Here is a 23,739-nt window from a genome sequence, read left to right on the forward strand (position 1 = left end):
ATTATCTTTGAAAACTCTAAGTAAAAGTCATGAGCAAAGAAGTAAGTAAGCGATATTCTGGAAGAGGTGTTTCTGCAGGGAAAGAAGATGTGCATAATGCGATTAAAAATGTAGATAAAGGTCTTTTTCCAAAGGCTTTTTGTAAGATCGTTCCAGATCACTTAACAGGCAGCGAAGATCATTGTTTGATTATGCATGCCGATGGTGCCGGCACGAAATCTTCTTTAGCCTACATGTACTGGAAAGAAACCGGGAATATTTCTGTTTGGAAAGGAATTGCTCAGGACGCTCTTATTATGAATATAGATGATCTACTTTGTGTGGGTGCGACAGATAATATTCTGCTTTCTTCTACCATTGGCAGAAATAAGAACCTTATTCCGGGGGAAGTCATTTCTGCAATTATTAATGGAACAGAAGAATTGATTTCAGAATTAAAAGATTTTGGGGTTGAAATTCATTCTACCGGTGGTGAAACTGCAGATGTTGGTGATCTTGTTAGAACTATTATAGTAGATTCTACGGTTACAGCGAGAATGCCTAGAAACAGAGTGATCGATAATGCGAATATTAAGCCGGGGAACGTAATCGTAGGCTTATCCTCCTCTGGTCAGGCATCTTATGAAAGGGAATATAACGGTGGGATGGGTAGTAACGGATTGACTTCTGCTCGTCACGATGTTTTCTCAAAGATTCTAGCTGAAAAATTTCCGGAAAGTTTCGATAGTTCAATTCCCGAGGAATTGGTGTATTCCGGAACTAAAAAACTTACCGATTCGGTGGAAAACAGTCCGGTAGATGCCGGTAAACTGGTGCTTTCTCCAACCAGGACGTATGCACCCATCGTTAAAAAGATCCTGAGTAAGATTGGGAGTGAAAAAATTGACGGAATGGTGCATTGTAGCGGTGGAGCTCAAACAAAAATTCTTCATTTCGTAGATAAGAATCATATTATCAAAGATGATCTCTTTGAAACTCCTCCTTTATTTAAACTCATCCAACAGGAAAGTAAAACAGATTGGAAGGAAATGTACCAGGTTTTTAATATGGGACATCGTATGGAACTTTATGTAGATGAAAGTATTGCTACTGAAATTATCCAAATTTCAAAGTCCTTTAATGTAGACGCGAAAATTATTGGTAGAGTAGAAGCTTCAGAAACTAAAAAGCTGACAATAAAAAGTACTCACGGGAATTTTGAATACCGTTAAATAAAATTTTTAATTAACCTTTTTAATTGGAATTTTAGAGTTTCATTTACAGGATTGATAGTTTAATAGCAATGTTCTAATGAAATTCTGGCTAAACCTTTTGATGGGTTTTCTTATCGCTGCCAATTTTCTGGCTATATATTTTCTGGATGAGTATGTAGACAGGTGGTTTAGATTTGGAGCAACCTTTCTCTTTCTGCTCATTTATATCTTAAAATACTTCTCAAATTATCGCCTGTTATTTATTTTTTTACTACTTGCCCTCTGTGATGGGCTGCTTGTGTATTACGAAATTCCCTTTTTAAAGAAAATAATTTATACAGTAAGAATTCTGGCCTATCTCAATATTATCCTGTTGATAGCGCCTTCCCTTTCAAAGTTGAAATTGAACCTGTTTACTGTCCTAATCTCAATTTTTATAATAACTATAGATATCTACCTTCTGCATGAAATGGCGAAATCTTTGCCGAAAAGCGATCAGAATCCAATATTCATAATCTTATTTTATTTGTTGGGGATTACTTCTTTAGCAATTGCTGCAGTTAGTATGTCGTACTTAAATAGATATGCGAACAAAGCTGGTTTTTACCTGGTGATCGTTTCTTTTGGATTAATACTCTCTGATATTTTCTTTTATAATGCCTACTATCTGGATTTTGAAGAATTTTATTATTTAGATAGGCTGGCAAATATTATTGCAATAAGTTTTCTGCTGGCGTTTGGTTCCACGCAAAAAATTACTGGTTCAGAGGCTAATATATCCTAATTGCTGAAGTTCGGAAGAATCCTCTATAAATCTGGAACAGCCATCCTTAATAAAATATAGAGTATCTGTGATTTCAATTAGATCGTTATATAGATGATCGGTTATAATAATTGCTTTATTTTCTTTTTCCAGTAGCAGTTCTTTTTTAATGATTTCTATATACAGTGGAGTTAAATGTGTAAAAGGTTCATCCAGCAGAACAAGATCACCCTCAGATTTAATGCTTAACCAGATAGCGATAAGCCTTCGCTCACCGCCAGATAATTGGGCAAGGGTGTAATTATGATATTTTTTGAAACTTGGAAATTTCTCTACAATACTCTGCCAGGAAACACCATAAATTCTGAATAACTTACTGAGTTTAATGGTATTTGGCAGAAAATCGGTTTGAGACAATAGCTTTACTTTTTTTATGGAATAAAGTTTTTTTAAGGTAGCTTTTTTATCTATTCGAATTAGTTTATTGGTGCAGGCCAGGTTTCCGAAGAAAATTTTTAACAGACTGGTTTTACCACAACCATTACTTCCTAAGATACCCGTTATTTTACCGGTTTCCGCTTTTAAATATATTCCGTAGAGAATTTGTTTATCCTTATAACTTAATTCAACATTATCCAGTTCAAAGATCATAAAACAAGTTTGCTGATTTTAAAAATTATAATGTTCAATAAAAAATCAAAGAACAGGCAATACCCGAATATGGCGACTGGGGTAAGTCCGAAATTCTTATAAAAAAGCAATTGGTCTTTAGATTCTATAAATTGATAATACATAAAAATTAAGCCTATCAAAAATATCTTGATACACAAGATTGCTTCTATAGGATAACGCAAGAGACTAAGAAGAACACTCAGTCCAAATGAACTAATAATCAATTTTCTGTAAAAAAGAAATGTGAGTTTTGTTCTAAAAGCAAGTTTCATTAAAAGCCTCATAAAAGTGAATTTAAGGAAAATATTAAAACCCAGTGGAATTGTCATAATTCTATAGAACTGCCAATTGGATAGAAATCGTTACTTTGTAAGGCAATCTTATGAAAACCATATTGTAAAGTGTTTCGTATGTTTGCTACAACCAAAAGAACTAAGATTTTGCCCAAGTCATTTCTATCAGCAATCATTGCCATATTGCTAGTAGCTAATTTCTATATCATTTTCGCATATGATCTGGAATTAAGCCGCTGGGCCCGTTTAATAAGTACTTTTGTTCTCTTTATTGTTTTAGTTTGGCAGGGAACATTTAGCAAAAGAATGTTGGCAGCATTTTTTCTCCTGTTAATCTCAGATTTAGGATTATTTAATTATGAAGATCCACTTACCAATGCCGGAACTTTTCTTGTGAGAATTTCTGCTTATCTGCTATTGGTCTTTGTGGTCACGCCGGAGTTGAAAAATCTGCAAACTAATTTATTTCAGAAAATTTTATTTATCGTTGTTTTTTTTCTGAATCTCGGAATGCTTTATCTATTGGTAGATATGATTCCGTACCAATATATGTACCCCGGCTTGAATATTCTTTTCTATGCATACGGAATCTCGATGATCACTATGGTAATCACTGCGATCTCTTATAGTAACAGATATTCTGATACAACTTCCTTTTATTTTACCGCGGCGACGCTCTTTCTGGTGTTTTCTGATATTACCTCATTTATTGCGTATTATCTGGAATTTTATGAATTTTACTATCCTGATAGATTTTTCTATATTCTGGGGATTGCAGGTCTTGTAAAATTTGCTTCTTTTGCCAGAAGCCACAAGCCTGTTGCAGAATTAGAAAGCCTTTAAAGCTTTCTATAAAATTTCAGGCAAATTATCGTAAATTTGCTATCCTAAATTCAGTAGTATTATATGATTGAGAGACTTAATATCGTAAAGCAACGGTTTGATGAGGTGAACGATTTGATTATTCAGCCGGATGTAATATCAGACCAGAAGCGATATATTGAATTAAATAAAGAATATAAGGACCTTCGGGCTTTGATGGACGAGCGTGAAAAATATATCAGTATCACTGATAATATTCAGGAAGCTGAAGAGATCATTTCAGACGGAAGTGATCCTGAAATGACTGAAATGGCAAAGCTTCAGCTAGATGAGGCTAAGGGCCAACTTCCAGCACTTGAAGATAAGATAAGGATGATGCTTATTCCTAAAGATCCTGAAGATGGAAAGAATATCGTGATGGAGATTCGTGCCGGTACAGGAGGGGATGAAGCAAGTATTTTTGCGGGTGACCTATACCGTATGTATACCAAATATGTTGAAGGTAGAGGTTGGAGTCATAATATTGTTGATTTTAGCGAAGGAACCAGTGGAGGATTCAAGGAGATGATATTTGAAGTTTCTGGAGATGATGTTTATGGCACCATGAAGTTTGAAGCCGGTGTGCATCGGGTACAACGTGTTCCTCAAACCGAAACTCAGGGGCGTGTTCATACCTCCGCAGCAACTGTGATGGTTTTACCGGAAGCTGAAGAATTTGACGTGGAGATAGATCCAAAAGAGGTGAGAATAGATTACTTCTGTTCTTCAGGACCTGGCGGACAGTCGGTAAACACAACCTATTCTGCAGTAAGGCTTACCCATGAGCCAACAGGTCTGGTAGCACAGTGTCAGGATCAAAAATCGCAGCATAAGAACAAGGAAAAGGCATTTCGAGTACTTCGTTCAAGATTGTACGAAATGGAACTTGCTAAAAAGATGGAAGCAGATGCGGCCAAGAGAAATAGCATGGTTTCCAGTGGAGACCGTAGTGCGAAGATCAGGACCTATAACTATGCGCAAAGCCGTGTTACCGATCACCGTATAAACCTAACGCTGTACGACCTTTCTAATATCATTAACGGGGATATTCAGAAGATTATCGATGAGTTACAACTCGCTGAAAATACAGAAAAGTTAAAAGAGAATTCAGATACTATTTAGTAAAGTGAAAAGTGAAAAGTGGAGAGTGAAGAGTGAAGAGTGAAGAGTGAAGAGTGAAGAGTGAAGAGTGAAGAGTGAAGAGTGAAGAGTGAAGAGTGAAGAGTGAAGAGTGAAAAGTTGTGAACAAAGTTTTCTGGGCTATGATTAAAATTTTATTTTCTGATAACTGATAACTGATAACTGATAACTGATAACTGATAACTGATAACTGATAACTGATAACTGATAACTGATAACTGATAACTGATAACTGATAACATGACATCACAGGAGCTTACCGAACAAATACTTAAAAAGCAATCCTTTCTATGTGTGGGTTTAGATACCGATCTTGATAAGATACCCACGTATTTACTTTCAGAAAAAGATCCTGTTTTCAGTTTTAATAAGGCGATTATTGATGCTACCCATCAATATTGTGTAGCCTACAAGCCAAATATTGCATTTTATGAAGCTATTGGTGTTGATGGCTGGAAAGCACTGAAAAAAACAATAGAATATTTGCATGCTGAATATCCAGATCTGTACACAATTGCAGATGCAAAGCGTGGTGATATTGGGAATACTTCGCGAATGTATGCCAAAGCTTTTTTTGAGGATCTCGGCTTCGATTCTATTACGGTAGCGCCTTATATGGGGAAGGATTCTGTGGAGCCATTTCTTGAGTTCACTAATAAACATACCATTTTACTGGCTTTGACTTCTAATGAAGGTGCCTTTGATTTTCAGACTTTGAAAACAGGCGATAAAGAACTTTATAAAAAGGTTATTGAAACTTCAAAGAACTGGCAGAATTCTGAAAACCTAATGTATGTAGTTGGCGCTACCAAAGCTGAATATCTGGCCGAAATAAGAAAAATTATTCCGGAGAATTTCCTGTTGGTACCGGGTGTTGGAGCACAAGGTGGTAGCCTGGAAGAAGTTTGTAAATATGGTATGACCAAAAACGTGGGACTACTTATAAACTCCTCCAGAAAAATTATTTACGCTTCAGATTCCTCAAATTTTGCAGAAATTGCAGGCGCTAAGGCGGAAGCTATGCAAAATCAAATGGCTTCGGAACTCGAAAAACTATAACTTCATATTATGCAGATTCAGGATCAGTTAGGAAGAACAATTGAACTGAAAGAAACTCCAAAGAAAATTATTTCTCTTGTCCCCAGCCAGACAGAACTTCTTGTTGATCTTGGTTTGGAGAAATCTATTGTTGGAATCACTCATTTCTGTGTACATCCAACATATCTAAAGCGGGTTAAAAAGAGTGTTGGGGGAACCAAGAAGGTGAACTTTAGGAAAGTTAGGGAGCTGGAACCCGATATTATTCTTTGTAATAAAGAAGAAAACACAAAAGAAATGGTAGAGGAACTGGAGAAAATCGCACCGGTTCATGTATCTGATGTGGCCAGCCTAACTGATTCATACAGTCTTATAGAACAATATGGTAAGATCTTTAATTGTTCATCCCTGGCAAAAACACTTGTCAGTTCTATAGAAAAAAAAGAGAATTCTTTAAGGGAGTTAGTCGCTAATTCTCCAATACAGGATGTCGCCTATTTTATCTGGAATGAACCATTGATGGTTGCTGGAAATAAAACTTTTATAAATGAGATGTTGAAGTTGAACAATTTCAGGAATGTTTATAAAAAGGAGAGATATCCGGAAACTAATCTACAGGAATTAAAAGCCTTTCGTGTTGATCTTTGTTTATTATCATCAGAACCTTTTCCTTTTAAGGAAGAACATAGAGCAAAATTTGAAAAATTTGCCGGTAAGGTGAAAATAGTGGATGGGGAATATTTTAGCTGGTATGGAAGCCGGCTATTGGAAGCAATGGATTATTTCAAGCAGTTTCACGTTTAGCCTCGATCATATCGCAATTCATTCTTCGTAACTCGGCTAAAATTTTTCTGGCTCTATTATTTAATTGATCACTTTTCTCTTTATCAATTAAAGCGATTTTATAAGCTCGATGCATCAACCTTGAATATTTGCTGCATAAGAGCTCTTCTCTGGTTTTATTTTCAAAGATTCTAAACATAGGGAGTTTTGTATTCTCTAATTCGACATTAAATCATTTTCACATTACAAACTTAAGGTAGCATTAGCTTAGAATGTTATAAAAAGCAGTTAAGCTTATTGTAAAAAAGAAGCGATTCTTAGCAATAACTGTTAAAAAATTAAATATTGTAAGAAAAATATTATTTATCCTGAAGCGCAAATACTTTTTGTAAAAGATCTGTAGTCCTGGCAGATAAGGTATTTCTTATATCTTTTTCTTCTTGTGCGATCATCACAAAAACTCCGTCAAGTGCTTCATTTGTTACATAATCTGGAAGATCTGGATTTACATTTGAAGTGATTGGCAACGAATTGTATTTCTGAATAATATTTTTCCATACCTGAGTTGCACCAACCTTATCCAGAGAATTGCTAATAATAGGATTGAACCTGGTATACAGTTCCTGCTGGGTTCTACCTGAAAGATATTGGGTTGCAGCATCATCAGAACCTAGTAAAATATTTCTTGCATCAGCAAAAGTTATTTTTGTTACTGCATCTGCAAAAACCGGTATAGCTTCGCTCACAGCGTCTTCTGCAGCTCGGTTAAGAACTTTTAGGCCTTCATCTGCTAAAGCGTCTAAACCAACATCCCGCAAGGTTTTATCAACTTTCTGAAGTTCCGGAGGGAGGCTAATCCTTACCAATTCATTACTAAAAAAACCATTTTCTTTAGCCAGGTTCGTTACTTCTTTGTCAATACCAAATTGTAAAGCCTGCTTTAGACCGGAGTTAATTTCAGAATTGCTTACTCCGTATTCCTGCGGTAATTGAGAGGCAATTTGCTGTAATTCAGCACAGGAAGTTAATACGAGAATACTGGCAAAAGCGATGATCTTTTTCATTTTGAGTAGTTTTTTCAAATATAGACTCTCCAATTAAAAGTATTTCTTATGAATAGTTATAATAATACTAAAACTTAAAAGGTTTATAAGCTGGAATTAAGTAAAAACAACCGTCCTGTTATTATACACAAGTGTTTTTCTTTCCAGGTGTAGTTTGATTCCCCTGGCAAGAACTATTTTTTCCAGATCTCTTCCTTTTAAGATGAGGTCCTTTACCGAATGGCTATGAGAAATTCTGGTAATATCTTGTTCAATAATAGGTCCTGCATCCAATTCATCAGTCACATAATGGCTGGTTGCGCCAATTATTTTCACTCCTCTTTTATAAGCAAAATGATATGGTTTCGCTCCGGCAAAAGCTGGTAGAAAGGAATGGTGAATATTAATAATCTGGTTGGGAAATCTTTTGATCAGATTTCCGGAGATAATTTGCATATAACGAGCCAGAACGATAAAATCTATATTTTCCTTTTTCAACAATTCCAGTTGCTGGGTTTCAGCTTCTTCCTTTTTATCTTTTAATACCGGGATATGGTAGAAAGGAATATTGAAACTTTTAGCCACGGGTTCTAAATCTTTATGATTACTTAGAATTAACGGAATAATCACATTAAGTTCACCAGATCTGTACCTTCCTAAAATGTCATATAAACAATGATCATACTTAGATACTAAAATGGCCATTTTTAGCTTAGATTCAGCTCCGAACATATGCCAGGACATTTTATAGGGATTACCAAGATCCTTTTTGAAATGCGCTTTGACATCATCAAAACTTATCTGATGATTAAATTCGCATTCCAGGCGCATAAAAAAGGTTTGATTTTCTAAGTCCACATATTGGTCTATATAGATTATATTACCTTTACGCTGATGAAAAAAGGAGGTGACTGCGGCTATAATCCCGGAAGTATCCGGGCAATGGATAAGCAATGTAAGTTTTGGCATGCAACATATTTTGCAGACTAAAATTAAACATTTCCAACTAGTTAGATTGGCATTCGATTAATTTTATACTATCCTCAAAGAAGGCGGCTAACTTTTACAATTTTCGTAAATTGCAGCTCCAAAAAATACTTAGAATTAGAAATGGAACAACAAAATCCTTATAAACCTGAAAATAAAATAAGAATTGTAACCGCCGCTTCCCTATTTGACGGGCATGATGCCGCGATTAACATCATGCGCCGAATTATTCAGGCAACCGGTGTTGAGGTAATTCACCTTGGCCATGACCGTAGTGTGGAAGAGGTTGTGAATTGTGCAATTCAGGAAGATGCTCAGGCCATTGCAATGACTTCTTATCAAGGCGGGCATACCGAGTATTTTAAATATATGTATGATCTACTCAATGAGAAAGGTGCCGGACACATCAAGATCTTTGGTGGTGGAGGCGGAGTAATCCTGCCAGATGAGATCAAAGAATTGATGGATTATGGGATAGATCGTATTTATGCCCCAGATGATGGTAGAGAAATGGGACTGCAGGGCATGATCAACGATATGATCAAGAGGGTTGATAATGAAGTTCCATCTTTACAGGAGCCTGAAAAAGTTCAGGAAAACTTGAAGAATAAAAATGTAAATACAATTTCAAGACTTATTTCTCTTGCAGAAAACAGGCATGAGGAATTTAAAAATTTCTTCGATAAAGAATCTTTTAAAACCCAAAATCCACCTGTGTTGGGTATTACCGGTACTGGTGGTTCAGGTAAGTCCAGCCTGGTAGATGAACTTGTTCGTCGCTTCCTGGTTGATTTCCCGGATAAACATATTGGAATAGTTTCCGTAGATCCTTCTAAGAAAAAAACCGGAGGCGCTCTTTTGGGAGATAGAATTCGAATGAATTCTATTAATCACGAGCGTGTGTATATGCGCTCTCTGGCAACAAGACAGGCGAATTTGGCCCTTTCGAAATATGTGGCGGAGGCCGTAGATGTACTTAAAGCGGCTAATTACGATCTAATTATTCTGGAAACATCAGGAATTGGACAGAGTGATACCGAAATTTTAGATCATTCAGATGTTTCTCTATATGTGATGACTCCTGAATTTGGTGCAGCTACACAGCTGGAGAAAATTGATATGCTTGATTTTGCCGATTTAGTGGCAATCAATAAATTCGATAAACGTGGAGCTCAGGATGCGTTAAGAGATGTGAAAAAGCAATATCAGCGTAATCACCAATTATGGCATTCAGATGCTGAAACACTTCCTGTTTTCGGGACTATCGCCTCACAGTTCAATGATCCCGGGATGAATACGCTTTATAAAAGCATCATGGATGAAGTGGATGAAAAGACCAAATCCGGACTTTCCTCGACTTTCGAAATTTCCGAAGAAATGAGCGAAAAGATCTTTGTGATTCCACCAAAACGTACTCGTTATCTTTCTGAAATCGCTGAAAATAATAGAGGTTATGATGAAAAAGCAAATGCTCAGGTGGATGTTGCCCAAAGGCTTTACGGAATTTATAAGACCATACTTTCTGTAGCTAATATTACGTCGAGCGCAGTCGAGACGTCTTATCTTGACAAAAATGGCCTGGATGCAGATGAGATCATGGAACAAGTTCAGAATGACGATAATCACGATTTTTTAAAATTGCTTTTTGCTGAATTTGATAAGACCAAGATGGATCTTGATCCGTACAACTGGGAAATGATCCTGGCCTGGAACGATAAAGTGACCAAATACAGGGAACCCGTTTATAGTTTTAAGGTGCGCGATAAAGAGATCAAGATCGATACTCATACAGAATCACTTTCTCATACCCAGATTCCAAAAGTAGCCTTACCAAAATATAAGGCCTGGGGAGATATTCTTTTGTGGTGTCTTCAGGAGAATGTGCCGGGAGAATTTCCGTATACCGCAGGACTTTATCCTTTCAAAAGAACAGGAGAAGATCCAACAAGAATGTTTGCAGGCGAAGGCGGACCGGAAAGAACAAACAGGCGTTTTCATTATGTAAGTAAAGGCTTGCCTGCGAAACGTCTTTCTACAGCATTCGATTCGGTAACGCTTTACGGAAACGATCCGGATCACAGGCCGGATATCCACGGAAAAATTGGTAATTCCGGGGTTTCAATTTGTTGCCTGGATGACGCGAAGAAATTATATTCAGGTTTTGATCTTGCAGATGCGATGACTTCGGTTAGTATGACCATAAACGGTCCTGCGCCAATGTTACTTGGATTTTTTATGAATGCAGCCATAGATCAGAATTGTGAAAAGTACATTAAAGAAAACGGACTTGAAGATAAAGTGGAAGCAAAGCTAAAAGAGCTTTATGACAACAATGATATAGATCGTCCCTCTTATAAAGGAGAGCTTCCGGAAGGAAACGATGGTCTTGGATTGATGCTTTTAGGTTTGACTGGGGACCAGATTTTACCGAAGGATGTTTATGAAAAGATAAAAATTGAAACCATAAATGTGGTTCGTGGAACCGTGCAGGCAGATATTTTAAAAGAAGATCAGGCGCAGAACACCTGTATTTTCTCTACTGAATTTGCCTTGAGATTAATGGGGGATGTTCAGGAATATTTCATTGAAGAAAAAGTAAGGAACTTCTATTCCGTTTCAATTTCAGGATATCATATTGCGGAAGCAGGTGCAAATCCAATTACTCAGTTAGCATTTACTTTAGCTAATGGCTTTACCTATGTAGAATACTATTTAAGCCGCGGAATGGATATCAACAAATTCGGTCCGAATTTATCATTCTTCTTTTCCAACGGGGTAGATCCGGAATATGCGGTAATTGGCCGTGTTGCCAGGAGAATCTGGTCTAAAGCATTGAAGCATAAATATGGGGCGAATTCCCGGGCTCAAATGCTGAAATATCATATTCAGACTTCAGGAAGATCTTTACATGCGCAGGAAATCGATTTTAACGATATAAGAACCACACTTCAGGCGCTTTATGCGATCTATGACAACTGTAATTCCTTGCATACAAATGCGTATGACGAGGCGATTACAACTCCTACCGAGGCTTCCGTAAGAAGAGCGATGGCTATTCAGCTTATTATCAATAAAGAGTTAGGTCTTACCAAGAATGAGAATCCAATTCAGGGTTCATTTATTATTGAAGAACTTACAGATCTTGTAGAAGAAGCTGTACTTACTGAATTTGATAGAATTACTGAAAGAGGAGGGGTTCTTGGAGCGATGGAAACTATGTACCAGCGTGGTAAGATCCAGGAGGAAAGTCTTTATTATGAAACTTTAAAACATAATGGGGATTATCCGATTATCGGGGTAAATACATTTTTGAGTTCTACCGGATCTCCAACAGTTACTCCGGGTGAGGTGATTAGGGCTACAGAAGAAGAAAAGGAACATCAGATTAAAACTTTAGAGACCTTGCATAAGGCAAAAGAATCTAAGGCTGATGCAACTCTGGAGAAGATTAAAAAAGCTGCGGTAAATAATGAGAATCTTTTCGAAGAATTGATGGAAGCTACCAAAGTGTGCTCCCTGGGGCAGATTACCTATGCTTTATTTGAAGTAGGAGGACAGTACAGAAGAAATATGTAAGCAGATCGCCGGCTTTTCAGAATGAAATGAATGAAAAGCCGTGCAGGCTGCTTATCCTGAAATTTATTTTCAGGATCTCATACTTATAGCTATTCACATGTATCTCCCGATGAGCGCAGCGTAATCGGGATCTAATTTTTTTTTAAAGAATCTTTAGGGAAAACAAAAATTTTATAGAGAGTGATAGTTTAATTTAAACCTCACAGATTTTAAAAATCTGTGGGGTTTTTTATTATTGAACGATAGGATAGGTCAAATGGTTATTAAGATAGGGACAGCGCAACCTGGCTCCTTTTTTCGAAAATGGATATATTTATTGGGCGAAAAAGCTTACCTGAGGTCGAATTATTTATCTCGATGAGCGTACTGGTGTAGCTAAGAGCTGATTTCCGAAATTTGTCATTCAGAACGAAGCGATAGCGGAGTGAGGAATCTCTTATAAAACAAAAAATTTCTTAAGAGCCAGAATTAAAATCGGGTTATAAATGAACACCTGAATTCTGAAAGCCAGGAAGCTATCTAAAGAGTTTATATTTCGTCAAGCTGAACTTGTTTCAGCTTCTAATTAATGCTGAAATTTATTGGTTAGGATCCTGGAATAAATTCAGGATGACCGGTTTCAAACTTCTGAAAACTTAATTATTATTCTCAATTTTTCTTTTTAAACGTTGAATCGCGCGGTAAACTGTCATATCTGACACTTTATAATTCTCAGCTATTTTAGAAATAGGAATTCCTTTTGAGTGGCTTACAAATGCTGAATAAGTTTGATCTTTAGTTAGCTTACTTGATTTAAGATCATTCTCGAACTTTCTTTCTTTGGTAATTATATGAGTTTTGTTCCAATAAAGATTGTCCGGATGTAGGTTTTCTATATTTCCATCTTTGTAGGTAGCATAATGGCGCCCTTCCGGCATCGGTTCACCATATGTTTCGAGTATTAATTTAGGAACTGAATATTGAGAACGGTTAAAACTAACCTTTTTCATCAGTTTCCCTGTTTTACCCTTGTGGATCTTGATATTAAGTAATTTTCCTTTGTATTTTATTTTAGATCCATCCGCTTTAATCTGTAGACCCTCAAAATTAGGATGCGTTTTCCAATGATCACTCATTTTTTAATAACTAAAGTTGAACTTCAATTTTTAAATTTCCCGGTGAAGTTGGCAGCAAAGATAGTGAATTATCAATCAAGATGTAATACATAGCAATCGATGGGATAAAGGTTTAGAAATTATATTGTAATATTTCGAAATCCAGATTTGAAGTCGAGTGGAAAATTATCAGGCAGATTGTAACATTAAGGTTGAAGTTTATTCTGATTTCTATAATATAATTCTACTTCTCAAAAAATAAATAAAAATGAAATTAAAAAAGGTATTTAGAAAACTATTTGGAATTAGAAACCAATTATAAGGTTAACCTCCAGACTTGTTGAAGCTTTCTGAACTTTTTAATTTCTCTTCTAAGAAGCCCCACAAACTCACGGCCATTACTATTGGTGAACTCGAGTTTTTCGCAATTCATGGATAGTCTGTCGGTTAGGCGTCCTACCGCTATGATATATTGAGTTCTGGCTTCCTGAAAAAATTCATTTTCCGCTTTCGTGATATTCGGAATAAGGGAATTGGAATAGCGTATAATATCTCCTGTAAAATAAACAGATTTGTCTTCGTTTCCATTCTCATTCAATACAGCCAGATCAGGAACTAAATAATCCGAAATATGTTTAGAAATCTGCATGATCTCGCGAGCCTTTGTATATAAGGCTTGTCGAGGATGCTCTGCACTTTCAGAAAAATATTTCATAGCTGTTTAAATTCACCTCTAAATTAATATCAAATACGAGTTAATATATTTAATATTTAAAGTAAAAAATATAATTATCTTTAAATATTAAATAAGAATTTATAATATACTTTAATAATGTCTATAGATAAATTAAACTGGAAGATCCTCGAAGAACTTCAGAAAAATGCAAGAATCTCCTTTTCAGAAATAGGAAGAAAAGTTGGTCTTACTTCTCCGGCAGTTGCAGAAAGAGTCAAGAAAATGGAAGATTCCGGCATAATCAATTCCTATAAAGTAAATATTTCTCCTCAGAAGACGGGGTATCAATTAAGAGCAGTGATTACACTCAGGGCTTTTACGGGAAGATTAAAAGCATTTCTTGAAACAGTTAAGACATTTAAAGAGGTCATTAATTGCTATCGTATTACTGGAAATGAAAATATAATTATGGAGGTGATACTTCATGACCAGATGCATCTTGAAAAACTTATTGACCGACTAATTACTTACGGAGAGACAAGAACGCATATTATACTTTCTAATGTAATAGAAGATGCTCCAATTAAACAGCGTATAGGTGATTTCTAAAGCTTGATCTTATAAGGTGCTTTCCTTTGATTTTTGAAACATCAAATTTGCTGGATTAGATGTTAAAATCGGCAATTTTTCATCCTGATATTAACACCTAATTACCAACTAATTTTTTTTTAGTTAAAATCAAATTAATTGTAATTTTCTTATGAATAACACGTCTAATCTGTACTTAAATTTGTATCAAAGAAAGTTAAAGAAATCATGAAAAAGAAAACCTTATTATTTTTAGTTTTAGCATTGGTTACAGGAGTTGTTGGATTCACCGGATTGTCTTTTGACGGTATTGAGGTGATTCGAGTAATGTTCTTGATTTTTGCGGACTTACTGGTAATTTCTTTAATGGCTAAATTGTTCTTCCCTGATAAGCCAGGAATGAAATATCAGCCAGTAAAAAAATAATAAACCTATTATAATATAATTGGTAATGAACCCGGAGTTTTGACTTCGGGTTTTTTTATGGAATAATTTATGATGCAATTCCTATATTTAAGCTTATTATTTAAATTATGAAAAGACTTCTACTAGCAGTTTTCACCATCTTAATTTGTACTAATTTATCCTCACAGGAGTTTAGAGTTGTAAAGGGGGGAGTCACAGATTCGTTACCTATAGCAGCTGGAATTTCTGATACCTATGCGCTTTATACCCCATCAGATTATTCTCCCGAGAAAAAATGGCCTGTTATTTTTGTTTTTGATCCAAAGGGTAGGGGAGCAACCACTGCAAATTTATTTAGAGCAGCTGCAGAAGACCAAAAATATCTTATAGCCTCTTCAAATATTAATCTTAAATCTAAACCTATAGATACAATCATTAGTACTGCAAGATCCATGATGAATGAAGTTTTAAATTCATTTCCCATAGATCCGGCAATGGTTTATACAGCAGGGATGGGTGAAGGTGCACAGGTTGGCTCTGCTTTACCGTTATTATATAAGCAGATGGCGGGAGTTATGGCTATTGGAAATTCATTTGTGAATCCAGATTATCTTGATAAAAAGAACCCCTATATGTTTATTGGTATAGTAGGGAATAAAGACTATATGGTTTATGAAATGGAATCTTATTTGAGGTTTTACGACGATATTAATTTTACTACAGATATTTATTATTTTGACGGAAAAGAAGATGAGTGGCCCGGTTCTTCAGTCATATCTAATGCGATCTCCGGCTTTACCATTGAAGCTATTAAAAAAGGGCTTCGCACAAAGGATCAGGATTTTATTCAAAAGCTTTATGAGAATGAAGTTGCTTATACCGAGACTCTGCGTAGAACTCGTAATTATTTTACTGCTTCACAGAAGTTGGATAGGATGGAAGAGAAATATGAAGATTTTGGTTTTGAAGATGATATTAAAGAACGTGTAAAAGCTATAAAAAAAACAGACGGTTTCAAATCTCAAAGAAGGGATTTCAGAGAAGCTACTTCTTTTGAAAAGGAACAGCAGGCCGAATATGAATATTTATTGATTAATGATATTATGACCGTCAATTTTCAGAATATAGGCTGGTGGGCTTATCAGGTTGATGAGCTCCAAAAGCTAAAAGATAGTTCTAATGATGTCAAAGCAAATACGGCCTATCGTCTTCATGGATATCTCGATTTTGTATCCAAGCGTGAGTTTGATAATATTCTAAAAGCCGATGTTCCTATTGATACTAAAATTTTTATTAGTGTGCTTAGAACAGCTATTAATAAGAATGATCCTGAAGCATATTTCAAAATAATTTCTCTAGCGGGTAGTGATGGTGATTATGAATCTGCTTTACTTTATTTGGAAGATCTACTCAAAACGGGATATTCAGATATGGAATCTCTTTACAGTATAGATGGGGCCTTAGATCTACAGTTTTCATCGGAATATAATCAGATTGTAAAGAAATACCTTGGAGAATCTAAATTCTACAGTGATAATGTTGAGGAGAATTAAACCGATTCTTTTTTCAGCAAGCTTTTTAAAATAAAAAGTAGCGTGCAGGCAACCAGTGCCAGGGCCAACATAGTGTACCACGTGAATTTAAAACCGAAATTATCTATAAGTTGCATCCCTGAGTTATGGCCAAAAATATGGCTTACAGAAAAAGCTATACTGTAAAGTGCCATATAAGAACCTCTTTTCTTTCCGTCAGATCTGTTTAACGCAAAGCTATTAGAAAATGGAAACCCAATCATTTCTCCAATGGTAACTAAAAGCATCCCAACTACGAGAACTCCAACCCAGTCGGTTAAATTGATGACCAGAAAACTTAATCCGGAAAGCAGCGTTCCAAGGATCACATAACTAATTGCAGTAAACCTCTTATTTTCCATAAACTTTATAAGGGGCATTTCGAGCAGAAAAATGGTTAACCCATTCAACCCTAGCAAAAGTCCAATTTCCAATTCATCAAGATTATGATGATTAGCGTAGATTAGCGGCATTGTAGAGAAATACTGAATAAAAATGAATCCAAAGATCATCATAGCTACGATGAATAGTAGATATAATTTATCGCTCATTGCCGTTTTAGCCTGTACTATGATATCATCGTGTTCTTCTTTGGCTCGCTTAGGATGTAAAAGTCTGAGTAAGAGTATTCCTGCTGCAAGACAGGTTAAACCGTCAATCCAGAAAAGTCCATTGTAACCAGCGGTTGCAATAATAAAGCCCCCGGCCACGGGTCCTGCAGAAAATCCGAGATTTATAGCAAGTCGTATTAGCGTGACAGATCTGGTTCGGTTTTCAGGCTTGCTATAAGCACTAATCGCCACGAAAACTGCAGGTCTAAAAATATCTGCAGCGCTCATAACCAGGTAAATTCCTATACAGATAGACCAGAAAGTAGAAGGGAATTGCAGGAGTACAAATAATACAGAAGATAGAATGAGGCTTAAGGCCATTGTTCTATAATGACCTATCTTATCGGTAAGTTTACCTCCAAGCCAGGATCCGGTGACAGATCCCAGGCCAAAAAATGTAAGTATCTATGCAACTTCATTCAGGCTAAATCCTTTACTTTTTGTGAGATAGAGGGATAGAAATGGGATAACCATAGTTCCTGCCCTGTTAATAAGGGTTATAAGGGATAATAGCCAGATCTCTTTTCTTAAACCTCCAAAGGATTCTAAATATGACTTAAATAATTTCTGCACGTCTTGTATTGAGCTCTCAAAATTAAATTAAATTTTGCCTGTTTTAATTATTAATTTTGATGGTCTGATAAAATGAACTCATGTATAGAATCAAATTTTCATGTTTTTGCCTTTTTATTTTTTTATTCAGTTTAAATATAACTGAAGCTCAGGAAATTGATCTTACTGCCAGTTCAAAGGAATTTCAAAAAGAACTGAATGAGGAGTATGCAAATTCTGAAGAATCTCCACTAGAAGAAAAAGATTTAAAAAATTTCAGCGGACTTGAGTTTTTTGAAATTAACCCGGAATATATTGTAATGGCAGAATTTGTGAGGACACCGGCTGAATCCCCTTTTGCAATGAGGACGAGTACCGACAGGATGCCGATCTATGTAAAATACGGGGAGCTATATTTCACGTTAAAAGAGAGGGGTTTTAAGCTGAATTTATATCAGAACCAGGAGTTAACCCAGGATCCGGAATATTTTGATTACCTGTTTTTGCCTATTACAGATCTTACCAATGGAATAAGCACTTATGGAGGTGGTAGATATATCGATTTTAGAATTCCTGAATCTAAAGAGGTGATTTTAGATTTTAATAAGGCCTATAATCCTTATTGTGCTTATAACGGCAAATATTCCTGTCCTATCCCACCGAAGGAAAACGATTTGGATATAGAAATACTTGCCGGTGTAAAGTCTTTTAAAAATAATTGATTAGAATGCGTAAATAGCTGCAAGAACAAACGATGATAAATTATCTGTAGATTGCAGATCCTGATCTAAAAATACGTCTTCAGAAATACTATCAAGTCGTAGTTCTGGTTTTAAGATCAAACCGCCTATAATATAACTTCCTGTTAATGTAAAATCCAGAGATCTTACATCTGCACCATAGACAGGGCCACCATCTTCCAGTTCCTTAAAGTATTCTGCTCTAAGACCCAAATCAAAACTTTCAGATAAGGCTATTTGCGGATAGATTGCTGCACCATAGAATCCAACTCCGTCTGTATCCTGATAGGTTCCATTAAATCCTAAGTAGAAAGTTTCGGTAAGATCCCATCCGGTAGTAAGATCAATTTGAAATAATGCGTCGTCAGAAAGAGACTGTTCTCCATAAATCAGGTTCAGATAAGCACTTCCGGAGGCATTTGCGTATCCTAACTGAGCTCCAAAAGAATATTTTCCAATAGGATTAAATTCCGTATAATCTGTAGGGTTCATCACAGCCAGCATACCCGTCCAGTTATTGTCAAAACTAAAATCAGCTTTTAATCCTGTATGGGAAAAAGGTCCATAAGAGAACATATAAGAGGTAGAATAATTGAAATTTGCAACTGGAGAGATTACCTCATATCCTAAAAATGTATTCCAGTTACCTAGCGTAAATTTTAAATTGTCGTTCACCTTGTAATAAGCATAAAGTTGATTTACAATATTTGTGGATGGCTGCGAAAGAAATACCACATCCTCTCCTCTTGGGCCAAATACCAGATCGGCTAAAAAGCCAACTTTATCATCCTCATATCCCAGAATAACATTAGCCATACCGATGGCAAATCCCGGGTCATTGGCAAATGATGAGGCAGGGGCTGCGGGTGTAAAAGACACTTCATCCCCTCCCACAATTTCTTCAGACTTATTTAGCCCGTTGAAATTGGTTCTGAAATAGGCATCAACGCTACCGCTTATTGTGAAATTAGGGGTTCCTTCCTCTTCTTCCTGAGCAATAAGTGTAGAAGTTGTGAGGGTGACCGTTAGTAAAATGATAAATTTCACTAATTTTGATGATGTAATTACTTTCATAATAAAATTGATTAATAATTTGATTTAGCTAATAGTTTAGTGACTCGGTTGATCTCTTATTGATCCTGAATTATAAAGTGATTATGTTATACGGAGCGTTTGGAGGAACGCTCCGTTTTTTGTTTAACCAAACTTAATTTTTAATGTTGATTTAGACCGAAATCAGGATAAGCATCCATACCATGTTCATGCATATCGAGACCTTCAGTTTCTTCTTTGGCTGACACCCTTATACCTATGGTTATTTTCAGTAAATAGAAAATAATAAAGGATCCAACTATGCATATGGCTGCGTAACAGGCAACTCCTATAAGCTGATTGATAAATTGATCAAAACCGGCAAGTTTTCCGAAGAGACCAACGGCTAAGGTTCCCCAAATTCCGCATATCAAATGAACCGCAACGGCCCCAACAGGATCGTCCAGTCTTATTTTATCTATAAGCGCTACCCCAAAAACAATAATTGCTCCTGCGATTGCTCCAATAAGAATGGCATCTGTTGGAGACATCTGGTCTGCTCCTGCGGTGATACCAACAAGTCCACCTAAAATTCCGTTTAGAAACATGGTGATATCGTAGTTTTTATACATTATTGTAGAGACAAGAAAAGAAGATACTCCACCGGAAGCAGCTGCAAGACAGGTTGTAACAAGCGTTAGGGAGGTTAATTCGGGATCTGCAGAAAGTACAGAGCCACCATTAAATCCAAACCATCCTAACCATAGGATTATTACACCCGCAGTTGCAAAAGGCATATTATGACCTGGAAAAGCTCCAATCTTTCCATCTTTAAATTTCCCGATCCTGGCACCTAATAGCCATATAGCAACCAGTGCTGCCCATCCGCCAACAGAATGTACCAGGGTAGAGCCAGCAAAATCATAGAATCCCATTTCGTCAAGAAATCCGCCTCCCCATTTCCAGGAACCGGCAATTGGGTATACAATTCCAACATATAAGATTACGAAAATCATAAAGCTGTTAAGCTTCATTCTTTCAGCGACAGCACCAGATACAATGGTGGCTGCAGTTGCCGCAAACATGCCCTGGAATAAAAAATCTGTCCAGTAAGTATATCCTTCATTGTAAGCGAGATCAAGGCTTCCGTCTACAAGTGGACTACTTAATCCGAAACCTGCAAAACCTATAAAACCATTAAATTCTCCCGGGTACATAAGATTAAAACCTAAGAGGCAATAAAGAAGAAGCCCCATGGTAATAATGAAGAGGTTTTTGAATAATATATTAATTGTATTTTTTTGTCTTGTTAAACCTATTTCCAATAATGCGAAACCGAGGTGCATAAAAAACACCAGGCCGGTACAGATCATCATCCATACGTTATTTATAGTTAGTAGTCCTTCCATAATTTTTTAATCGTTAATTATTCTTTATTAAGTTATTCAAGGGATTCCCCGCCTTTTTCTTTGGTTCTAATACGGTAAGCTTCTTCTACGGGCAGAATAAAGATCTTTCCATCACCAACTTTACCTGTGTGGGCAGCTTTGAGAAGAGTCTCTACCGTCTTTTCTACAAATGAATCGGTGACAACAATAGACAGATACCTTCTTTGAATATCGGCAGTGCTATAGCTTACGCCGCGATATACATGACCTACTTTCTCATTGCCAACACCTGTAACATCCCAGTAACTAAAAAAAGTGACCCCTATACTATGAAGGGCTTCTTTGGTTTCATCGAATTCAGATTTTCGAATGATTGCTTCAATTTTTTTCATAATTATCTATTAAGAATTAGTTAAATGTATATTATTAATGAAACATACCCCTTAATTTAAAGGGGTATTATTCAATTTTTATGATATAAAAAATAAACACCCCTAAAAATTTAGGGGTGTTTATTTAAAAATAACAATAGTTATGAATTTTGTATTAGATGATTTAGGCTAAAAGAACTTTGAGATGAAAATTCCGGCTAAGACCGCCAGAATTCCTAAAATTATACTCCCAAAGAAATAAACTGAAAAACTTAAAAAATCTCCGGTCTTTATTAAGGAGTAATTTTCAAAGGAAAATGTAGAGAATGTAGTGAAGCCTCCACAAAAGCCTACGCCCAGCATTAAGTTAATGGGGCTATTTAGGCTGTTAGATTTCATTGCCCACCCCAAAATCAAGCCCAATAATAAACTTCCAAGAATATTTACCAGAAAGGTTCCGTAAGGAATCAGGGAGGAGACATTTAGATATTTACTAATAATAAACCTAAAGCTACTACCCAGTCCACCTCCAATAAACACAAGAAGAAGGTTTTTAATCATCACTATCAGCTATTACCTGCTCAAGGGGGATATAAATATTAGTGATCCATTCTGCAGGATTAGCGTTGTCATTAGGACCAGTTAAATACACTTCAAATACTTTGGCGTTCTCATCTGCTCTTAAGCCGTTTTTCTCCAGATATGAATATGAAGAATCCCATGCTTCTTTAAGGTTCTCGTAATCTCCTTTTAAGGTAGTCTTTAAAGTACGCTGGTTAGGCATGAATCCATTTAACACACTACTCTCGGCGGTAGTTATAACTTCACTAGGTGTGAAATAGGCAGCAGAATAAATAGCGGAACCCTGACTTTCATTCCATTCATTATAGAGTACAAAAGGTTTTCCAACTTTCTCGATATTGTTGGTTGACATAAAATTACCAACCTCACTAATCATTTTTTGCATTCTCTCACTAATCTGGCTTATTTTACTGGCTGTGGTTATATACATATAGTAGCCGCCTCCATGGTTAGTTATACCATCAATATTAATTGAATAACTATTCATTTTCACGGTAATCTCTTCCTGAAGATTATCTAAGCCAGTAGCGAACATGGGTTGCATCATTTCAGCCAGGCTTTCATCCTGGAATATAAAAGCCGCTTTTTCCATAAAGCTTTGTTCTCCGATCATTCCCCAGGTTACAAGAGTACTATCGCCCTGAGGTTCAAATTCCCAGTAGACCTCGCTTGTGGATTCACCAAAAGGAGTTACAAAGGTTATTTCTTGTTCTAGACTGTTATGTGGGTTGGCTTTTGTTGTTGTCATATTTCCTTCTCCCAATTCGTCACTCTGCCAGGAGTACGAGGCACCTTCTCCGCTGGTTTTTTCGCCATATTCAACGATCATGTCATCAGTTTTCTGAGACCATGGTTCCCAGTTTTTCCAGGTAGTGAAATCGTTTACTTCATTAAATATAACCTCCTGAGGGGCTTCCATCATTAGCTTTTGCTCCACCTGGAATTTGCCGTCTTTTGTCGCGATATATATGGATGCTCCTATTATAAAAATCAGGATTAAGAATAAGAGGTATTTAAATATTTTCATGTTTGGTTGCGATTAGGTTGTGCTAATATAATTAAATTAAGAAATCAGGCATAAGTTAATCCCTATGGAACTAATGATTAAGCTTGGTTTTAATAAAAAATAAGAGCACTATAAAAAGTATAAATCCAATTAAGACGAACAAACTTCCTTTGTAATATTTTTTATGGAGTTTGGTGTCTTTTCTATAACTAAAGATTATTATAATTATAAAGGAAATAAGAAATAGTCCTGCGAAGATTAGTTGTCCTGTAGAAAACATTTTAATTATTTTTATGCAAAGTTAACTTTTTAAAGCTTGAATTAATATGAAGAAAAGAATTGCTGCTGTAAAAGAATTTCATTCGGCATTTGGATTAGGTATACAGGAAAAACCAGTTGCCAATCTTGGAGAAGCTAAGAATATGCTGAGATTTAATTTGATGAAAGAAGAAAATGAAGAATATCTCGAAGCTGCCAATAATAGTGATCTTACTGAAGTGGCAGATGCTCTTGGAGATATGCTGTATATCCTCTGCGGAACTATTATAGAACATGGAATGCAATACAAAATAGAAGAGGTATTTGATGAAATACAATCTAGTAATATGAGTAAACTAGGCGCAGATGGAAAACCTATCTATCGTGAAGACGGAAAGGTGCTAAAGGGACCGAATTATTTTAAACCGGAGATTAAGAAAATACTTGAAGAGTAGATTAGAAGAATGCGTGGATTTGGAATATTTGGTTGAAATATAATTTCATTTGGATAGTATC

The 23,739-nt window shown here is 36.1% G+C and carries 26 protein-coding genes; 12 read left to right on the top strand and 14 right to left on the bottom strand.

The features are described 5' to 3' along the window. Positions 1–29 precede the first annotated feature (29 nt). Together GFO_RS02235 and GFO_RS02240 are read left to right on the top strand one after the other, a co-directional pair. Positions 30–1,211: an AIR synthase related protein gene (locus GFO_RS02235; RefSeq protein WP_011708393.1), complete on the top strand. Its 1,182-nt coding sequence runs from the start codon at positions 30–32 to the stop codon at positions 1,209–1,211. A gap of 79 nt (positions 1,212–1,290) precedes the next feature. After that, positions 1,291–1,977, top strand: coding sequence for a hypothetical protein (locus GFO_RS02240; protein WP_011708394.1), 687 nt, complete (start codon positions 1,291–1,293; stop codon positions 1,975–1,977). Here the strand turns inward: GFO_RS02240 and GFO_RS02245 are convergent. Continuing rightward, on the bottom strand, positions 1,957–2,607 hold the full coding sequence (locus tag GFO_RS02245) for an ATP-binding cassette domain-containing protein (RefSeq protein WP_011708395.1): 651 nt from the start codon (positions 2,605–2,607) through the stop codon (positions 1,957–1,959). The two genes, GFO_RS02240 and GFO_RS02245, sit on opposite strands and share 21 nt — an antisense overlap. Before the next feature lie 431 nt (positions 2,608–3,038). Between GFO_RS02245 and GFO_RS02255 the strand changes: the two genes are divergently transcribed. The 4 genes from GFO_RS02255 (at position 3,039) to GFO_RS02270 (ending at position 6,764) form a co-directional block, all read left to right on the top strand. Beyond that, a complete protein-coding gene (locus tag GFO_RS02255) occupies positions 3,039–3,764 on the top strand; it encodes a lysoplasmalogenase family protein (RefSeq protein WP_011708397.1) in 726 nt (241 codons plus the stop codon). A gap of 63 nt (positions 3,765–3,827) precedes the next feature. Continuing rightward, positions 3,828–4,904: a peptide chain release factor 1 gene (prfA, locus tag GFO_RS02260; protein ID WP_011708398.1), complete on the top strand. Its 1,077-nt coding sequence runs from the start codon at positions 3,828–3,830 to the stop codon at positions 4,902–4,904. Positions 4,905–5,162: 258 nt separating this feature from the next. Then, a complete protein-coding gene (gene pyrF / locus GFO_RS02265; RefSeq protein WP_011708399.1) occupies positions 5,163–5,981 on the top strand; it encodes an orotidine-5'-phosphate decarboxylase in 819 nt (272 codons plus the stop codon). Positions 5,982–5,990: 9 nt separating this feature from the next. Beyond that, entirely contained in the window at positions 5,991–6,764 is a 774-nt protein-coding gene (locus GFO_RS02270; protein ID WP_011708400.1) for an ABC transporter substrate-binding protein, read from the top strand. Here the strand turns inward: GFO_RS02270 and GFO_RS02275 are convergent. The 3 genes from GFO_RS02275 to purU form a co-directional block, all read right to left on the bottom strand. After that, entirely contained in the window at positions 6,745–6,942 is a 198-nt protein-coding gene (locus GFO_RS02275) for a Lacal_2735 family protein (protein ID WP_011708401.1), read from the bottom strand. The genes GFO_RS02270 and GFO_RS02275 overlap by 20 nt on opposite strands. 160 nt (positions 6,943–7,102) lie before the next feature. After that, a complete protein-coding gene (locus GFO_RS02280; protein WP_011708402.1) occupies positions 7,103–7,807 on the bottom strand; it encodes a DUF4197 domain-containing protein in 705 nt (234 codons plus the stop codon). 96 nt (positions 7,808–7,903) lie between these two features. Then, entirely contained in the window at positions 7,904–8,755 is an 852-nt protein-coding gene (purU, locus tag GFO_RS02285; RefSeq protein ID WP_011708403.1) for a formyltetrahydrofolate deformylase, read from the bottom strand. A gap of 141 nt (positions 8,756–8,896) precedes the next feature. On the opposite strand from purU, the gene GFO_RS02290 reads away from it, so the two are divergent. After that, positions 8,897–12,349, top strand: coding sequence for a methylmalonyl-CoA mutase family protein (locus GFO_RS02290; protein ID WP_011708404.1), 3,453 nt, complete (start codon positions 8,897–8,899; stop codon positions 12,347–12,349). A 635-nt stretch (positions 12,350–12,984) separates the two neighbouring features. Here the strand turns inward: GFO_RS02290 and GFO_RS02295 are convergent. Together GFO_RS02295 and GFO_RS02300 are read right to left on the bottom strand one after the other, a co-directional pair. Continuing rightward, on the bottom strand, positions 12,985–13,464 hold the full coding sequence (locus GFO_RS02295) for a helix-turn-helix domain-containing protein (protein ID WP_011708405.1): 480 nt from the start codon (positions 13,462–13,464) through the stop codon (positions 12,985–12,987). 295 nt (positions 13,465–13,759) lie between these two features. Continuing rightward, entirely contained in the window at positions 13,760–14,158 is a 399-nt protein-coding gene (locus GFO_RS02300) for a hypothetical protein (protein WP_011708406.1), read from the bottom strand. A 117-nt stretch (positions 14,159–14,275) separates the two neighbouring features. Between GFO_RS02300 and GFO_RS02305 the strand changes: the two genes are divergently transcribed. The 3 genes from GFO_RS02305 to GFO_RS02315 all read left to right on the top strand — a co-directional run bounded on the left by GFO_RS02305 (position 14,276) and on the right by GFO_RS02315 (position 16,665). Further along, the gene (locus GFO_RS02305; RefSeq protein WP_011708407.1) at positions 14,276–14,728 is read left to right on the top strand and encodes an Lrp/AsnC family transcriptional regulator; all 453 of its coding nucleotides are present in this window, start codon (positions 14,276–14,278) and stop codon (positions 14,726–14,728) included. Positions 14,729–14,935: 207 nt separating this feature from the next. Next, positions 14,936–15,133, top strand: coding sequence for a DUF1328 domain-containing protein (locus GFO_RS02310; protein WP_011708408.1), 198 nt, complete (start codon positions 14,936–14,938; stop codon positions 15,131–15,133). A 107-nt stretch (positions 15,134–15,240) separates the two neighbouring features. After that, entirely contained in the window at positions 15,241–16,665 is a 1,425-nt protein-coding gene (locus GFO_RS02315; protein ID WP_011708409.1) for a hypothetical protein, read from the top strand. On the opposite strand, the gene GFO_RS02320 is transcribed toward GFO_RS02315, so the two are convergent. Beyond that, positions 16,662–17,699 carry an MFS transporter gene (locus tag GFO_RS02320; protein ID WP_308420153.1) on the bottom strand — a complete coding sequence of 346 codons (1,038 nt, stop codon included), beginning with the start codon at positions 17,697–17,699 and terminating at the stop codon, positions 16,662–16,664. The two genes, GFO_RS02315 and GFO_RS02320, sit on opposite strands and share 4 nt — an antisense overlap. Further along, a complete protein-coding gene (locus tag GFO_RS18050; protein WP_011708411.1) occupies positions 17,700–17,867 on the bottom strand; it encodes a hypothetical protein in 168 nt (55 codons plus the stop codon). 80 nt (positions 17,868–17,947) lie between these two features. Between GFO_RS18050 and GFO_RS02325 the strand changes: the two genes are divergently transcribed. Further along, positions 17,948–18,568, top strand: a complete 621-nt coding sequence (locus tag GFO_RS02325) for a DUF1684 domain-containing protein (RefSeq protein ID WP_011708412.1) — start codon at positions 17,948–17,950, stop codon at positions 18,566–18,568. Here the strand turns inward: GFO_RS02325 and GFO_RS02330 are convergent, their stop codons facing one another. The 6 genes from GFO_RS02330 to GFO_RS17915 form a co-directional block, all read right to left on the bottom strand. Beyond that, positions 18,569–19,660 (bottom strand): porin, encoded by a 1,092-nt coding sequence (locus GFO_RS02330; RefSeq protein WP_011708413.1) that lies wholly within the window; start codon positions 19,658–19,660, stop codon positions 18,569–18,571. It abuts the gene before it with no gap. 140 nt (positions 19,661–19,800) lie between these two features. Then, positions 19,801–21,027 carry an ammonium transporter gene (locus GFO_RS02335; protein ID WP_011708414.1) on the bottom strand — a complete coding sequence of 409 codons (1,227 nt, stop codon included), beginning with the start codon at positions 21,025–21,027 and terminating at the stop codon, positions 19,801–19,803. Between the two features lie 32 nt (positions 21,028–21,059). Continuing rightward, positions 21,060–21,398 (bottom strand): P-II family nitrogen regulator, encoded by a 339-nt coding sequence (locus GFO_RS02340; protein WP_011708415.1) that lies wholly within the window; start codon positions 21,396–21,398, stop codon positions 21,060–21,062. 168 nt (positions 21,399–21,566) lie between these two features. After that, positions 21,567–21,935 carry a fluoride efflux transporter CrcB gene (gene crcB / locus GFO_RS02345; RefSeq protein WP_041250214.1) on the bottom strand — a complete coding sequence of 123 codons (369 nt, stop codon included), beginning with the start codon at positions 21,933–21,935 and terminating at the stop codon, positions 21,567–21,569. Further along, a complete protein-coding gene (locus tag GFO_RS02350) occupies positions 21,931–22,986 on the bottom strand; it encodes an SRPBCC family protein (RefSeq protein ID WP_011708417.1) in 1,056 nt (351 codons plus the stop codon). Before GFO_RS02350 ends, crcB begins: the two co-directional genes overlap by 5 nt. A gap of 70 nt (positions 22,987–23,056) precedes the next feature. After that, positions 23,057–23,245, bottom strand: a complete 189-nt coding sequence (locus tag GFO_RS17915) for a hypothetical protein (RefSeq protein WP_011708418.1) — start codon at positions 23,243–23,245, stop codon at positions 23,057–23,059. Between the two features lie 46 nt (positions 23,246–23,291). Here GFO_RS17915 and GFO_RS02360 point away from each other — a divergent pair, with 46 nt between their 5' ends. Next, complete coding sequence (locus GFO_RS02360) at positions 23,292–23,678, top strand: pyrophosphohydrolase domain-containing protein (protein ID WP_011708419.1); 387 nt, start codon at positions 23,292–23,294, stop codon at positions 23,676–23,678. Positions 23,679–23,739: the final 61 nt, after the last annotated feature.

Source organism: Christiangramia forsetii KT0803 (assembly GCF_000060345.1).
In the GTDB taxonomy this organism is placed as follows: domain Bacteria; phylum Bacteroidota; class Bacteroidia; order Flavobacteriales; family Flavobacteriaceae; genus Christiangramia; species Christiangramia forsetii.

Bases quoted from the DNA above. Each gene is read 5' to 3' on its own strand.
- GFO_RS02235 (WP_011708393.1), top strand. From the start codon at position 30: ATGAGCAAAGAAGTAAGTAAGCGATATTCTGGAAGAGGTGTTTCTGCA.
- GFO_RS02240 (WP_011708394.1), top strand. From the start codon at position 1,291: ATGAAATTCTGGCTAAACCTTTTGATGGGTTTTCTTATCGCTGCCAAT.
- GFO_RS02245 (WP_011708395.1), bottom strand. From the start codon at position 2,607: ATGATCTTTGAACTGGATAATGTTGAATTAAGTTATAAGGATAAACAA.
- GFO_RS02255 (WP_011708397.1), top strand. From the start codon at position 3,039: ATGTTTGCTACAACCAAAAGAACTAAGATTTTGCCCAAGTCATTTCTA.
- prfA (WP_011708398.1), top strand. From the start codon at position 3,828: ATGATTGAGAGACTTAATATCGTAAAGCAACGGTTTGATGAGGTGAAC.
- pyrF (WP_011708399.1), top strand. From the start codon at position 5,163: ATGACATCACAGGAGCTTACCGAACAAATACTTAAAAAGCAATCCTTT.
- GFO_RS02270 (WP_011708400.1), top strand. From the start codon at position 5,991: ATGCAGATTCAGGATCAGTTAGGAAGAACAATTGAACTGAAAGAAACT.
- GFO_RS02275 (WP_011708401.1), bottom strand. From the start codon at position 6,942: ATGTTTAGAATCTTTGAAAATAAAACCAGAGAAGAGCTCTTATGCAGC.
- GFO_RS02280 (WP_011708402.1), bottom strand. From the start codon at position 7,807: ATGAAAAAGATCATCGCTTTTGCCAGTATTCTCGTATTAACTTCCTGT.
- purU (WP_011708403.1), bottom strand. From the start codon at position 8,755: ATGCCAAAACTTACATTGCTTATCCATTGCCCGGATACTTCCGGGATT.
- GFO_RS02290 (WP_011708404.1), top strand. From the start codon at position 8,897: ATGGAACAACAAAATCCTTATAAACCTGAAAATAAAATAAGAATTGTA.
- GFO_RS02295 (WP_011708405.1), bottom strand. From the start codon at position 13,464: ATGAGTGATCATTGGAAAACGCATCCTAATTTTGAGGGTCTACAGATT.
- GFO_RS02300 (WP_011708406.1), bottom strand. From the start codon at position 14,158: ATGAAATATTTTTCTGAAAGTGCAGAGCATCCTCGACAAGCCTTATAT.
- GFO_RS02305 (WP_011708407.1), top strand. From the start codon at position 14,276: ATGTCTATAGATAAATTAAACTGGAAGATCCTCGAAGAACTTCAGAAA.
- GFO_RS02310 (WP_011708408.1), top strand. From the start codon at position 14,936: ATGAAAAAGAAAACCTTATTATTTTTAGTTTTAGCATTGGTTACAGGA.
- GFO_RS02315 (WP_011708409.1), top strand. From the start codon at position 15,241: ATGAAAAGACTTCTACTAGCAGTTTTCACCATCTTAATTTGTACTAAT.
- GFO_RS02325 (WP_011708412.1), top strand. From the start codon at position 17,948: ATGTATAGAATCAAATTTTCATGTTTTTGCCTTTTTATTTTTTTATTC.
- GFO_RS02330 (WP_011708413.1), bottom strand. From the start codon at position 19,660: ATGAAAGTAATTACATCATCAAAATTAGTGAAATTTATCATTTTACTA.
- GFO_RS02335 (WP_011708414.1), bottom strand. From the start codon at position 21,027: ATGGAAGGACTACTAACTATAAATAACGTATGGATGATGATCTGTACC.
- GFO_RS02340 (WP_011708415.1), bottom strand. From the start codon at position 21,398: ATGAAAAAAATTGAAGCAATCATTCGAAAATCTGAATTCGATGAAACC.
- GFO_RS02350 (WP_011708417.1), bottom strand. From the start codon at position 22,986: ATGAAAATATTTAAATACCTCTTATTCTTAATCCTGATTTTTATAATA.
- GFO_RS17915 (WP_011708418.1), bottom strand. From the start codon at position 23,245: ATGTTTTCTACAGGACAACTAATCTTCGCAGGACTATTTCTTATTTCC.
- GFO_RS02360 (WP_011708419.1), top strand. From the start codon at position 23,292: ATGAAGAAAAGAATTGCTGCTGTAAAAGAATTTCATTCGGCATTTGGA.